Origin of the sequence: Lysinibacillus sp. NPDC096418, assembly GCF_044762775.1 — a bacterium.
In the GTDB taxonomy this organism is placed as follows: Bacteria; Bacillota; Bacilli; order Bacillales_A; family Planococcaceae; genus Lysinibacillus.
In genome coordinates this window covers 1-14448 of sequence record NZ_JBIWEY010000035.1, presented here as the reverse complement: position 1 = coordinate 14448, position 14448 = coordinate 1, and the positions used below count along the sequence as shown (strand labels likewise).

Below are 14448 nucleotides of genomic sequence, written 5' to 3'. Positions count from 1 at the left end.
ACAACAATCATTCTTTTGATAAGGAGGGAATCAGATGCAACATTTTTCAGCTGAAGCAGAGAAGGTTTTTTATAAAAAACCACAGCCTTTTACAAAATGGGATGCACCAGAAATTTTAGCGTATGCGCTAGGTGCGACTTTGTATATGCCTGCGTCGATGCCTAATATTATTAATATGGTGCAATCGCATAAATATAAAGAGTTGACGTCATTTGTCATAGATTTAGAAGATGCTGTTGGAGATGCCGAGTTAGGAATGTGTGAAGCGAAATTAGTAGAAGATATTGGTGCATTATTTACGCTGTATGAAAACAAACAAATTGAGCGACAAGATCTACCGCTAATTTTTATTCGTGTACGTAGTGTAGAGCAATTTGCATTTTTAACGGATGCCTTAGGGAAACATCAAGAAGTATTAACTGGCTATGTATTTCCTAAATTTGCGACAACACAAGGTGCTACTTATTTTGAATTGTTAGAGAAAACTATACAGCAGCATCAGCTAACTTTATACGGGATGCCGATTTTAGAAAGTCGTGACATTCTATATAAGGAGTCTCGAATGAACGCATTATTTGCCATTAAGGAAATCCTCAATCAATATCGTTCACGCGTATTAAATGTGCGTATTGGAGCAACAGATTTTTGTGGAATATATGGCATTCGTCGTCGTGTGGATTCGACGATTTACGATATTGCTGTTATTCGAGATTGCATTGCAGACATTATAAATGTGCTAGGCCGTGAAGAAGATGGCTTTGTCATTTCAGGACCAGTATGGGAATATTTCAACAATCAGCGAATATTAAAACCAGCTTTACGAGCAACACCTTTTAGTGAAAAAGGAGCGTTAAATGCGCGTAAGGCTTTGCTAGATGACTGTCTAGATGGTTTGATGAAAGAAGTATTAATGGACAGGCAAAATGGAATTTTAGGTAAAACGATTATCCATCCTAGCCATATTCGTGTTGTGCACGCGTTATATGTGGTTTCTTATGAGGAATACTTAGATGCGGTGAGCATAATAGAAAATAATGACGGCAAAAAAGGTGTAGTGAAAAGTCATTATGCCAATAAAATGAATGAAATGAAGCCGCATTCGAGATGGGCGCAACAAATATTACGCCAAGCGCACTTATATGGTGTATACAATGAATCCATGGATTTCGCGTCTCTTTTATTGCACACAGATGTAGGAGGAAATGAGTTTGAAACAACTAAAGAGCAGGCTGAAAATTATTCAAAACTATGAAATAGATCTTAAGATAACGGACAATCCGTATGATTTTGCGTTAACAGATTTATTTAAGATGGCAACGCGTATTAATAAAAAAAGGCGGTTTCTATTTGTCAGTACAGTTCTAGGTAAGCATTTAGCGGTACGTCCACAAGTACCGATATTAACCGGAACACTGTTAGCGATGATGTATCATCATAAGCGTACTGGTGTTGCGACTGAGTTACTGCCTAATGTTGTACAGGCCCTAAAGCAACATGAAAATGCGCCGGCAGTTTTACAACAAGTGGAGGAAAAGGGGATAGATTTACCTGAGGAGACATTGTTAATTGGTTTTGCAGAAACGGCGACAGCGCTGGGTCATGCAGTTTTCAATGCCTTTCAATCGAAGGCGACCTATATTCATACGACACGTGAACAACTGCCAGACATTGAACCATTTGTAACATTTGAAGAGGAACATTCACACGCGACGAGTCATCGAGTTTATAGTGAGCAACCTGAAAGATTGCTACAGGCGAAGCGTATTGTGTTAGTAGATGATGAGATTACTACAGGCAATACTGTAGTGAACATTATTGAAACGTTGAGAAAGAAATTTCCCTTCGTAAAGCATTATACAGTGCTGTCGATTTTAGACTGGCGATCGGAACAACAGCAAACAGTATTTAAGCGATTAGAAGATGAGTGGGATCTAACGATTGATTTTATATCAATTATCGGCGGACAATTTACTAGTATTGGGGAACCGACTTTATCAAGCAAACAAGTAGAAATAACTACGCAAGAAGCTCAAGAAATGACGTTACTGTCCGTAAAGGAGCCGATCGAACAAAAGCGATATCGCTCCATTGCAGAAAATGGAGTTGAAAATACCGCACCATACATGCTAGCGACGGGAAGATTTGTGCTGACAGTTGAACAGCATGCGGAACAAAAGAATACAATAAAGAGTACCGCTGAGCAGTTAAAAAAGCTGAGATCAGGTGGTCCTGCACTTGTGATTGGCACGGGTGAGTTTATGTATATACCAATGCAAATAGCTACTTATTTAGGTGAGGATGTTTATGTACAATCGACAACGCGTAGTCCAATTTATTGTTCAGGGGAGAAGGGCTATACAATTACTGAGAAAATAGCGTTTGAAAGTCCTGAAAATAATGGTGTTGAAAACTACCTATATAATATTCAAAGTTATCCATATTCGGAACTTTTTTTAGTTGTGGAACGTATAGCAGATAAAGACGTCGTAGCGAGAGTTGTGCAAGCTTTGCAATCAGTAAGTACTGCAAAAATATATGTAATTTGTATGCATGAAATGGAGGGTGAATAATGCGCGCACTAATGCAACCCGATAAAATGGGGAGTTATGCACCAGAGGATGTTGTCTTTTTACTGCGTGATATTAGTAATGTATCGCTTGAATTAAACAATGAAAAGCGTGAGCGTCTAATCCAGTCTGGTACACATTATTCTGAAATGCTACCCGTCGAGTACCAGCCTTCAGATGCATACATGTCACTTTTCTATAAAACGTTAGATGCCTCTGCAGAACGTATTGCACTAGCCGTTGGGATTGTGGCAGAGCAAATTGTAGCACGCCAAGGATTAGATAATTTAGTGCTTGTGAGTTTAGCGAGAGCTGGTACGCCAATTGGAGTTTTGATAAAGCGTTATATTAAAATGCGTTACAACGTCGAAGTAGCACATTACACAATTTCAATACTTCGTGGACGTGGAATGGATGAAACTGCTATTCATTATATATTTGCAGAACATCCATCAGCATGCATTCAATTTATTGATGGTTGGACAGGAAAAGGTGCCATTACGAAAGAGTTGCAACAAGCATGTGAGCATTTTAATGCAAACAATGAGGAACAATTAGATGCAACATTAGCTGTATTAGCCGATCCAGGACACTGTACGTCTATTTATGGTACACGCGAAGATTTTTTAATTCCCTCTGCTTGTTTAAATTCAACAGTGTCTGGGTTAGTAAGTCGCACTGTATTGAATTTACAGTTTATGAAGGAAGATGACTTCCATGGGGCGAAATATTATAAAGAGCTAGAGGACGTAGATGTATCAAACTTGTACATTGATCGGGTAAGTGCTTATTTCGAACAAGTGCAAAAGGCAGTCGAACGGCAAAGAGGTGAGCAACAAACGGCACCTGTCACATGGCAAGGCATGAAATCGGTGCAAGTAATCCAACGAGAGTTAGGGATATCAAATATTAATTTCGTAAAGCCTGGGGTTGGCGAAACGACGCGTGTATTACTACGCCGTGTACCATGGAAAATTTTAATTAATCCTAAATATGTGAATGAACTTGAGCACATATTATTATTAGCTAAAGAAAAAAATGTACTTGTTGAAGAATATTTGAATATGTCGTACGCATGCTGCGGCTTAATAAAAGAAGTATAGAAGGAGAGAATACATGCTACTATTTACATCTGATTTGGACCGTACGCTTATTTATTCAAAACGTATGATGGATAGTTTTCCACCTGCAACATCGCCTGTTATTGCAGAACGGTTGGACGGAGAAGCGATGAGCATGATGACAGAAGCAACAACAAAATTGCTTCATCAGGTACATGAGCAAACGTTATTTGTACCTGTCACTACACGCGCTCTCCATCAATATGAACGCATTCATTTAATAAAAGATTTATCTCCGACTTTTGCAATTACGAGTAATGGAGGTACAATATTAGAAAAGGGGCGTCCAAGCGAAAAGTGGACGAAAGTTTTACGTAAACGTATTGAAGATTCCGCCATACCAGAAGCTGATATGTTACGTCGTTTTGATGCAATGAAGTCGGATGCTTGGCTGCAAAGGACATTTTATGTTGATGATTTATTTTATGTTTATTATGTAGATTTGGAAATCATAAGCCTAGAGGAAGTACAGGCAATGATTCAAGAATTCGATGCGCTCGGTTGGCATGTCCTTTTGCAAGGAAGGAAATTATATTTTCTCCCGAAGGTGTTAACGAAGGAAGCGGCGATTGCTTACATGAAAGAGCATTGTACATATGATGTGCACGTGGCTGCAGGTGATTCCATTATGGACTACGGTATGCTTGCAACAGCAGATATTGGCTATACACCTGATCATGGGGATTTGAAAGATAAGCAATCGAAAGTACTGGGTAATACTATTTACTCGGCTCACAGTGGTGAAGCCTTTACGAAAAATTTACTGGAAGAAGTTTTGCAACTTGCTGCAAAACAACCAATAGTGTAAGTAAGATGTAAGGAGGTGGCGTTTGTATGCAAACAATCACAATTGAATCGGTTTTGGAACGTGATCCTATTGATTGGCTACAAGCGTTCCAAGATTCACCGAAGATGCGGGCGTTATATGAGGCGACAGATAAACATGTACGTTTTAGTCGCATCGCCGTTCGTGTATTGGGTGTACCAATAGAAGAAGATGATTATTTCAATTCATTATTTACATTGGCACAACATCAAAATATCCATATTTTAAGTGAAGAATTAAATAAACATATTGAACAAAGTGACTTTCAGGCGTTACAAGGTATTTTAGCGCAACATCAAAATTCGCCAAAAGGCTTGTCAATTAACCGCTTGATTGCGATGATGTATGGTCATCAGCTTATACCGAAGCATGATGATGCATCGATGAATCGACATTTGCAGCTTGCAACTATTCGAGTTGTGGAACGTTTTCGTGATCAGCAATCACTTGGATTAATGGCAAATGATTTTCGACGCTTTTTAATTGATATGGTGAAGTGGCTAAAAAACCACTGGATTCAATGGACAAAAACAATGAAATCAACGGACGATTTTCCGAAAGTTGTTTGGTATGGCGAAACGACGATTAGTCAGAGGTATTTCTTACTTTTATTAATGGAGCTTGGTTGCGATGTGCTAATTTTTCACCCAGTTGCAGTTGATGAGTTTGCTGAAGTAGATCCAACGAATATATTTTCTATTACGCATTCTTATGCAAGCCAAACTACACTACAGCCTTTCCCCGATAAATTACGTGATCGTCAGGCCACTGTTGGCTATCGTTCGAGTCAGCATTTTGAGCAGTTAATGCATGACCAACAGTCAGGTGTTTATCGTCCATGGCAATTTAAAGATTTTATGCCCCGTTCATTGACGTTACGTATGACCTATGATGATATTTTTATTTATGCAAATGAAAAGGCCATGGTCCGACCAAACTTTGAAGTGGTAGGTCATGAAGTGGTAATACCAGTGATTTTTGCGAAAATTAGTGGTGTGTCGAGTCGACGTGAAGAATATTGGCAATTCATGCATAAGCTACAAGCTAGCCCACAAACGGTATTTGTGCAAGAGTTCCCTTATGCTAAAACAAGTAAAGCGAATTTTCATTTCCACTACAAGCATTGCTTAGTGAATGGTGAGTTATCAGAGGAACGCATTGTTCAAAGTGATTGGTGGCAGTACGGAGAATTAACTTTGGAGTTACAGCAGGCAATTGCACACACGATAAAATCTTCATGTGAAAAACCATTGTTGAAACAACAGCCCAACGAATCGTTATATGATTTACAGCTATTCTTATTTAAGCAAATGACGATGATTCCAAAAGAGATTTTACGTTTATTGCAAAGCTTTGATTATTCGCAAGAGGTACCAAAACTTGTACTATACCAAAGTCCACAGCAACCAGCTTTATCACGCGAAGATATTGCATTATTAGTATTTTTAAATCGTTTCGGTGTCGATATTGTCTTCTATAATCCTACAGGTAAGCTTGATTTAGAAAAATACTTGCAAGAGGATACCTTCGATAGTCATCGATTAGAGCATATGGTGTTTGATTTGCAATATGAAGAGCCAAAACCGCAAAAGTCAGCGCCAGATAAAATTATAAAAAAATTATTTAACCGCTTTTTCTAACGACTAGGAAAGGAGGTGCATTATGTCCAACTTACCGATAATACTTGAACAGCTAACTCCAGAAACAGCAGAGGCGACTAAATTACAACTTCGTCAAAGTTCGGAAGTTCAGCAAATCGTGAATCGTATCAATGTGAAAAATCAAATGGATTTAATGGCACTGGGTCAAGGACCAGCGACGAAATTATCACGCTTTTCGGACCAAATTTTAAGTATGATGTCTAAATCGACAGTGAATGAATCAGGCGAATTATTAAAACAACTTGAAGAATTAATGATGAAATTTGATAAGAAAGAACTTATTGAGCAGCAAAGCTTTTTAGGGAAGTTGTTTAAACGTGCACCGAAAAAGAAGGAAGACTTATTTGATAAGTACAATGTTCTCGGCAGAGATATTGAGAAAATTCACTATCAATTTGTGCTAATGGAAGAGGCATTAGCGAATGATAATCGAATGCTAGCACGGTTATATCATGAAGATTTGATGTATTATATGGAGCTTGAAAAATACATTGTAGCAGCAGAAATGAAATTGGATGAAGTCACATCGACGTTAATACCGATGTATGAAAAACAGAGTGAAGCAGGCAATCAAATCGCTCGAATGGAACTAAATAGTTTGCAAGCGATCACTGAAACACTTGCTCATAAAATAGATGAGTTGGAGAAATCACGTATGGTTGCGATTTTAGCAGCTCCGCAAATCGAAATGATTCGTAGTGGTAATAGCGAATTAATCGAACAAATTAATGGAGCATTCGTCAAGACGATTCCTGTCTTTAAGATGAGTATCATGAATGCAGTCAATGAAAAGCGACAAAAGCTACATAATGAATCAGCTGCTGCTTTTGAAAACCGCATGAAACAATTCGGTGGAGCAAACGGTGATGCTGTGCAATTAAGTATGGCAATGGCGCAGCAACCAGAAAAAACACTAACGCTTGAAGAAATGTGGGATACGATTCTTACAGGTATTACGAATTATCGCCAGCTACGTGATGAACAAACTGCACAACGTAAAAAAACAGAACAGCAACTCTTGGCACTTCGTAGTGAAAAATAAAAATCCAACACCGTACGAAACGGTGTCGGATTTTTTATTTTTGCCCTGTACGCCAAGAGAGCCCCCATTTATAGGCTTTGTCCATGTCTTTATGTCCGCTAAAGTATTCAACAAGTCGCTCAACTTTAAAGGTTTCGTTATTTACATTTTCAATCATAGCGATGGCACACATGTTTTTACCATTACGATGTTCATTTAAACGAACTTCAATACTAGGCCCTGTTCCGTAGTTGATGGTCACGATTCCGTCAGCCTCTGACCAATTTGCTATGCCTTCATAAATAAAGGCATACACAAGTACACGTTTGATTTCTTTTACCTTATCCCCGTTAATACGTAAGTTTTCTCCGCCACTTATCAATCCTGTACGATCATCACCGTCTAATGCAATAAAGGGTGGATAATGTAAATTGCCGAATGTATTGCCAAGAGCTTGCACGCAACTTTTCTCCCCATTAGTTAATTCGTATAAACAACCTAAATCTAAATCGATACCACCTTTCGATTTAGTACCAAAAAGGGAAGATAAAAATCCTCCTGATGGTTTTGGTGTTTGTTGATTCCAATTTAAGTTGACGAGAATTTCCCCTATACCTTGATTTTGAGATTTTGATAAATTTATAGATTGTCCTTTCTTTGTTAATTCGATTTTACTTAAATTCACCATAGAATATGAACACCCCTATTTATTTCGATTTTTAAGTTAATTATATCGAATTGGAAAATATTTATAAATAGGTTGAGAGAAATAAACGACAAACTGGTTTAAACCAATTTGTCGTTTTACATTAAATAATCTCTTCTTCAATTTCCAAGTTAATATCTTCACCGTGGTAGTTTTGGAACGAAACAATCAACATATCTAGATGCTCCAAGTTTTCCTCGTAATCCAAAATACGCGATAAAATATATAGCAAGTGATAACTTGAGAATTCTGTTTCGCCTTCTTCTTGTGTGAATTTCACTTGTTTGATGAAAATATCCATTAGCTGATTGCGTTGAATATAATCAATATGGTTGGACCACTCAGAATGCTCAGGCTTTAATTTTCCTGTGTATTTCAAGAGGAGTTGTTCGTGATATGTTAGTAGAAAATCTAAACGCTCCTGAATTAGTAAATGGAATTGTGTTGGTAAGACCGCCAGTTCATTTTCATGCTTGTGAAGTCGATTAAGTAGCTCTAGACTTTTTTTCGACGTTGTAATCATTTGACGGTACACAACAAGCTTACGCGCTTTTTCAAACTTCTTATTTTTAAAATAGCTACGTTCTTCTTTGTAAAATTCGTAAAGCATATCTATACGTGACATGCGAGATTGGAATTTACCTAATGCTGCTTTTGTAGAAGTATGTTCGGAAGCCTGCCGTACAGCCAGTCGTGTCCACCGAATAATATCATCCTGTAAAAAATGAATTTTACGGAATAATTTCACTTCGTATTTCGGAGGAAGGAAGAATAGGTTAATGACAAAAGCTGCGAGTACACCGACTAATACTGTTGAAAAACGTATAAAGCCAAATGTAATAAAGTCGTCTCCTTGAATCTCCATAATCGCTACGACCGTTACAAGTGCGATGGATAAGGATTTTTCCAGCTTGAATTTTAACATTAGCCCAATCGTTACCACGACAGCTATTCCGATCGCCACTAAATGATGACCAAACAGCAATCCAAATATAACGGCAATGGTAGCACCAATTACATTTGCCTGTATTTGTTCAACAATCGTTTGGTATGACCTGTAAATGGAAGGTTGAATCGCAAAAATGGCTGCAATCCCAGCGAATACTGGAGAAGGCAATTTCAATAATTCGGCTATAAAAAGCGCAAAGACAATTGCTACAGCAGTCTTAAAAACACGGGCACCTAATTTCATAGAAAGTGGATGTCCTTTCTGTCAGTTATTTTAAAGTTATATTCTATACAGTATAGAAGGAAGTGTCCATTAAATACATGAATTTAGCATTCTATATATAAAAAAACGACTTTCCAAGGAAAGTCGTTCAATAGATGAATATTAAAGTTGGGAGAATGCATAATCTATAGCTTTGATTGTTTCGTGAATATCAGCTTCTGTATGCTCAGTTGTTAAGAACCATGCTTCATATTTAGATGGGGCAAGGTTAATGCCTTGTTCAATCATTACCTTAAAGAAACGACCGAAAATTTCGCCATCAGAGTTTTCAGCCTGCTCGTAGTTTTCAACTTTAACGTCTGTAAAGTAAATTGTTAGTGCGCCTTTTAAGCGATTTACTGTGATTGTTACATCATGTTTTCTTGCTGCTGTTAAAATACCTTCTTCTAAAATAGCGCCAAGGCGATCCATTTCATCGTATATGCCAGGCTTTGCAAGTACTTCTAAACAAGCAATACCGGCTTGCATTGAAGCGGGGTTACCAGCCATTGTTCCAGCCTGGTAAGCTGGACCAAGTGGTGCAACTGTATCCATAATTTCTTTACGGCCACCGTAAGCACCGATTGGTAGACCACCGCCGATAACTTTACCAAGTGCCGTTAAATCTGGAGTTAAACCAAGTAGGTCCTGAGCAGCACCATAATGGAAGCGGAATGCTGTGATGACCTCATCGTGAATTGTTAATGCACCTTTTTGTTTTGCAGTAGCATGAACTAATTCTAAGAAACCAGGTTTTGGTTCCACGATACCAAAGTTCCCGACGATTGGTTCAATTAAAATCGCTGCAAGTTCATCGCCCCATTTATCCATTGCTTCCATAAATGCTTCTGGGTTGTTGAATGGTACCGTGATTACTTCTTCGGCAGTAGCTGTTGTTACACCTGCAGAGTCTGGTGTTCCAAGTGTTGCAGGACCTGAACCTGCAGCGACTAATACTAAGTCGAAATGACCGTGATAGCAGCCAGCAAATTTCATAATTTTAGTGCGACCAGTGTAAGCACGTGCGACACGGATTGTTGTCATAACTGCTTCTGTTCCTGAGTTATTGAAGCGAACTTTATCCATTGAAGGGATGGCTTCTTTTAGCATTTTGGCAAAAGTCACTTCATATTCAGTTGGTGTACCGAATAATGTGCCGTTTTCCGCTGCATGCGTAATAGCTTTCGTAATATGTGGATGACCGTGACCTGTCACGATAGGTCCGTATGCGGCTAAGTAATCGATATAACGATTGCCATCGACATCCCAAAAATAAGCACCTTTCCCACGGGCCATAGCTACAGGTGATCCACCACCAACTGCTTTATAAGAACGAGAAGGGCTATTCACACCACCAACGATGTGCTGGAGTGCTTCTGCGTGTACCGCTTTGGATTTTGAGTGATTCATAAATATTGCCTCCAATTCATTTTTACCCTTCCTATTGTAGACCTATCGAAGTGAGAAATCCAAAGAAAATCGGGGATATGACTTGATTTGCGACTTCGAGTAGAATAAGAGGTAACAAAGGAGGAGATTATTAATGGATTTAATAGAAGGAAAAAAAGCACCCGAGTTTTCGTTAGTCAATGAAAAGGGTGAAACAGTGCAATTAAAAGATTACCAAGGGAAAAACGTAATTCTATATTTTTATCCAAAAGATATGACACCAGGATGCACAACTGAGGCTTGTGATTTTCGTGATAAGTATGATGACTTCAGTCATTTAAATGCTGTTGTATTAGGTGTTAGTCCGGATGATGCAAAAAAACATACGAAGTTTATTGATAAGCATGGCTTGCCTTTTTCTCTGCTAGTAGATGAAGATCATGAGGTGGCAGAAGCATATGGCGTGTGGGTATTGAAGAAAATGTATGGTCGTGAATATATGGGCATTGAACGTTCAACGTTTTTAATAGACGGAGAAGGTAATCTTGTAAAGCAGTGGCGTAAGGTGCGTGTGAAAAACCATATTGAAGAAGTGTATGCATTTTTAGCGGAGCAGGAGGGGATAAAATGAGAATCTATTTTACATTTGAACCAAGACCGGATTTAAAGGACCCGTTAGTTGCGGAGTTTCCTGAGATAGACTTTGTGTTTGAAAATGGGTTATCTAATAAGGAACTACAAAGGGCTGACGTACTAGTTACATATGGTGAGGATTTAGATGATAATAACATTCAATATGCCGAAAATGTTAAATGGATATTTGTTGCCTCTGCAGGCGTAGAAAAAATGCCAGCGCAAGCAATCATTGATAGAAGTATTGTGGTTTCAAATGTGCGTGGTATTCATAAAACACCGATGGCAGAGTCAATTCTTGCTCATATATTAGCCATTAAACGTGCAATACCTTGGATGTACGAGCAACAGAAAAAAAGTGAGTGGTCAAAAAAAGCGAAGCAAACGGAATTACGTGATAGCACGGCTCTTATTTTAGGGCCGGGTACAATTGGCAGTGAGGTTGGTCGCTTACTACAAGCTTTTGGTGTTACTACTATTGGTTGCAACCGATCAGGTAAAGAAGCGGCGTATATGGATGAAATCGTGAGTTTCGATGGACTTTTAGACACTTTACCAAGAGCCGATATTGTCATTTCCGTTTTACCAAAAACGGTAGAAACAACGCATCTATTGAAAGAAGCTCATTTTAAAGCGATGAAAAGTAATGCGATTTTCATGAATTTTGGTCGCGGAAACTTAGTAGATGAGAATGTTCTGATTCATGCAATTGAAAATGGAGAGATTGGCTACGCAGTGCTTGATGTATTTGAAGAAGAGCCTCTTGTAGCAGATCATCCATTATGGACACTGCCAAATGTCATCGTGTCACCGCATGTATCGAGTCATTCTTCCCGCTACGTTGAGCGTAGTTTAGACATTTTCAGGCCAAATCTTGAGAAATGGCTGAATGGTGAAAAGGATTTAGAAAATGTAATGAACTTGTCAAGAGGGTATTAAGCTATAATTTTTCATAAGATGAATGAGCAAATGTTGACAGATGTTGGTTTCATTCGATACACTATTTATAACAATTATAAATTAATAATACTTATGAAAAGGGGTGCATGGCGATGTCTGTAACGCATTTACAAGATGCACTTGACACGTTAAAAACAACTGGTGTACGTATAACTCCCCAGCGTCATGCTATTTTGGAATATTTGATTCAATCGATGGCACATCCTACTGCCGATGACATTTATAAAGCACTTGAAGGGAAATTCCCAAATATGAGTGTGGCGACTGTCTACAATAATCTTCGTGTATTCCGCGAGGTTGGTTTAGTAAAGGAGCTAACTTATGGTGATGCTTCGAGTCGCTTTGATTTTGTCACAAATGATCATTATCACATAATTTGTGAAGGCTGTGGGAAAATCGTAGACTTCCATTATCCTGGTCTCGATGAAATTGAGCATTTCGCATCGCAAGTAACTGGATTTGACGTGCACTCACATCGCCTTGAAATTTACGGTACATGTTCGGCATGTAAAGATGTAGCTACAAAAGTGCAATAAAAATTCCTAGCTCTCGGATGAGGGCTAGGAATTTTTTAGTTATGTTGTTTTTGATTGTAGGATTGATCGAATTCTTTTCCTTCTAATGTAGGGTCAAGTGTAAGTGGTTCATTGCAATACATACACATATCTACACGGCCTAAAACTTTAGTATGCTTGTGGCAATTTGGACATTCGACTTGCACAGCGCGCGTCGACAATAATCCAATCCAACCATACACTGCTGTACTACCAATAATACAAAGTAATCCAAGAGACATAAAAATAAGTACAAGCCATTGATTGCTTCTGAAGAAAATTGCACCGTACATGATGATAAAGCCGATAAAGATTAAGGCTAATGCAAATGAACGGATTTTATTGATTTTACTTTTATAAGGTTTCATATATCATCTTGCCTCCCAATCTAAAGAATACTATAACATATATGGATAAAGTATTTTAGATTAGAAAAAAATGAAAAGAAGGATTCTTATGATAGTATGTCGAAATTTAAAACATAATAAATTGCAACGAAAACTATATTGGGAGGGCTGAATTATGGAGCAAGTTTTACGTCCGATTTATCAAGAACGTGCTAGCCAGCCAAATACACTAGGTGTTATTTTAATTCAAAAACGAGAAGAGCAAAGTAATGTAACAGATACATTTGATACAGTCCTACTTATAATCGTTAAGGAGGCGGAAAAGCCGGTATTTACGAAACACTATCTATATGAAGGGAATAAGGTTGCCTTACATACAATAACAGAGAAATTATTACGAAAATGGTTGTTAATTGGCTCTAACAAAAAGGTTGTAGATTGGATTTTCTTCGGCAAAGTATTATTCGATCGCAATGAATTTCTTCATAAATTAAAAATTGAATTACAGGAGTTCCCGTTCAACGGTCGCAAAATCAAAACGGGTATTCAATTTTCGAAGCTAATTCGTCGTTACTTAGAAGGGAAAGAGTACTTCGATAAAGGCAGCTATCTAGATGCTTATAATCATGTTGTGGATTCTCTTCATCATTTAGGACGGTTATCAATTATTGATAGTGGTTTATATCCAGAAGTAACGGTATGGGGACAAGTAAAGAATATTGAACCAGCTATCTATAAATTGTATGAGGAACTAGTGATGAGTTCTGAACCAATTGAAAAGCGTTTAGAGCTACTGTTTTTAGCAAGTGAGTTTTTAATTCATTCACGCACACAAGACGGTGCTTGCCATATATTGGATGTTATGAAGAAAAAAGAAACATGGACAATTCAGGAACTTCACGATCACAGTGAACTTGTAAATTACTCTGTCGACCTAGAAGTCTTTGTAGAGTATCTAGTGGATAAGGGTTATATACTTATTGATCCTATAATAGCAAAAAGCGAAATGATTTTTCATCGACACTATAAAGTCAATACAGATGTTCTTCTATAGAAACAAAATCAAGTCTATAGTATGCTTGTAATCGAGGTATGAAAAATACCTCGAATTTTATTTTAAAAAAGTGTTGACGATTAATATATTAGTGTTGTAATATATTAATTGTCGCTAAGACATCACAAAAAACACTTTGAAAACTCAACGAAAAAACTTTTAAAAAAGTTGTTGACAGAGAATTGATGAAGTGTTAATATGAAGAAGTCGCTGAAAACGACAACTTCAAAATGAACCTTGAAAACTGAACAAGCAAAACGTAATCAATAACGTTTTAAGTATCTAACAACTAAGTTAGTGAACAAAACATAAGTAATAAATAGATATCAACTTTTAGTTGATACGCTAGCAAAGCTAATGAGCTTTCAAACTACTTTTATGGAGAGTTTGATCCTGGCT

The 14448-nt window shown here is 37.8% G+C and carries 14 protein-coding genes; 10 read left to right on the top strand and 4 right to left on the bottom strand.

Annotated features, from left to right (window positions below):
• Positions 1 to 34 precede the first annotated feature (34 nt).
• From ACIQZG_RS19970 to ACIQZG_RS19945, 6 genes are read left to right on the top strand one after another with little or no spacing between them, the layout of a single operon-like run.
• Positions 35 to 1252, top strand: a complete 1218-nt coding sequence (locus ACIQZG_RS19970; protein ID WP_402757225.1) for an HpcH/HpaI aldolase/citrate lyase family protein — start codon at positions 35 to 37, stop codon at positions 1250 to 1252.
• On the top strand, positions 1203 to 2570 hold the full coding sequence (locus ACIQZG_RS19965) for a phosphoribosyltransferase family protein (RefSeq protein WP_402757224.1): 1368 nt from the start codon (positions 1203 to 1205) through the stop codon (positions 2568 to 2570). Before ACIQZG_RS19970 ends, ACIQZG_RS19965 begins: the two co-directional genes overlap by 50 nt.
• A complete protein-coding gene (locus ACIQZG_RS19960) occupies positions 2570 to 3670 on the top strand; it encodes a cysteine protease StiP family protein (protein WP_402757223.1) in 1101 nt (366 codons plus the stop codon). The genes ACIQZG_RS19965 and ACIQZG_RS19960 overlap by 1 nt, the downstream gene beginning before the upstream one ends.
• A 13-nt stretch (positions 3671 to 3683) precedes the next feature.
• Positions 3684 to 4496, top strand: coding sequence for an HAD family hydrolase (locus tag ACIQZG_RS19955; protein ID WP_402757222.1), 813 nt, complete (start codon positions 3684 to 3686; stop codon positions 4494 to 4496).
• Between the two features lie 26 nt (positions 4497 to 4522).
• A complete protein-coding gene (locus tag ACIQZG_RS19950; RefSeq protein ID WP_402757221.1) occupies positions 4523 to 6154 on the top strand; it encodes a YceG family protein in 1632 nt (543 codons plus the stop codon).
• 22 nt (positions 6155 to 6176) lie between these two features.
• Positions 6177 to 7217, top strand: coding sequence for a toxic anion resistance protein (locus ACIQZG_RS19945; protein ID WP_402757220.1), 1041 nt, complete (start codon positions 6177 to 6179; stop codon positions 7215 to 7217).
• Between the two features lie 34 nt (positions 7218 to 7251).
• Here the strand turns inward: ACIQZG_RS19945 and ACIQZG_RS19940 are convergent, their stop codons facing one another.
• From ACIQZG_RS19940 to ACIQZG_RS19930, 3 genes are all read right to left on the bottom strand, one after another.
• Positions 7252 to 7884: a TerD family protein gene (locus tag ACIQZG_RS19940; RefSeq protein WP_402757219.1), complete on the bottom strand. Its 633-nt coding sequence runs from the start codon at positions 7882 to 7884 to the stop codon at positions 7252 to 7254.
• Between the two features lie 121 nt (positions 7885 to 8005).
• Positions 8006 to 9094 (bottom strand): FUSC family protein, encoded by a 1089-nt coding sequence (locus ACIQZG_RS19935; protein WP_402757218.1) that lies wholly within the window; start codon positions 9092 to 9094, stop codon positions 8006 to 8008.
• Between the two features lie 141 nt (positions 9095 to 9235).
• Entirely contained in the window at positions 9236 to 10522 is a 1287-nt protein-coding gene (locus tag ACIQZG_RS19930) for a glutamate-1-semialdehyde 2,1-aminomutase (protein WP_402757217.1), read from the bottom strand.
• Positions 10523 to 10655: 133 nt separating this feature from the next.
• On the opposite strand from ACIQZG_RS19930, the gene bcp reads away from it, so the two are divergent.
• The 3 genes from bcp (at position 10656) to perR (ending at position 12630) form a co-directional block, all read left to right on the top strand.
• Positions 10656 to 11132, top strand: coding sequence for a thioredoxin-dependent thiol peroxidase (gene bcp / locus ACIQZG_RS19925; RefSeq protein WP_402757216.1), 477 nt, complete (start codon positions 10656 to 10658; stop codon positions 11130 to 11132).
• Positions 11129 to 12073 carry a D-2-hydroxyacid dehydrogenase gene (locus ACIQZG_RS19920; protein WP_402757215.1) on the top strand — a complete coding sequence of 315 codons (945 nt, stop codon included), beginning with the start codon at positions 11129 to 11131 and terminating at the stop codon, positions 12071 to 12073. Before bcp ends, ACIQZG_RS19920 begins: the two co-directional genes overlap by 4 nt.
• Before the next feature lie 113 nt (positions 12074 to 12186).
• On the top strand, positions 12187 to 12630 hold the full coding sequence (perR, locus tag ACIQZG_RS19915; RefSeq protein WP_402757214.1) for a peroxide-responsive transcriptional repressor PerR: 444 nt from the start codon (positions 12187 to 12189) through the stop codon (positions 12628 to 12630).
• Between the two features lie 35 nt (positions 12631 to 12665).
• Here perR and ACIQZG_RS19910 read toward each other — a convergent pair whose 3' ends face one another.
• A complete protein-coding gene (locus ACIQZG_RS19910; RefSeq protein ID WP_402757213.1) occupies positions 12666 to 13016 on the bottom strand; it encodes a YgzB family protein in 351 nt (116 codons plus the stop codon).
• Positions 13017 to 13170: 154 nt separating this feature from the next.
• Between ACIQZG_RS19910 and ACIQZG_RS19905 the strand changes: the two genes are divergently transcribed.
• On the top strand, positions 13171 to 14049 hold the full coding sequence (locus ACIQZG_RS19905) for a nucleotidyltransferase-like protein (protein WP_402757212.1): 879 nt from the start codon (positions 13171 to 13173) through the stop codon (positions 14047 to 14049).
• Positions 14050 to 14448: the final 399 nt, after the last annotated feature.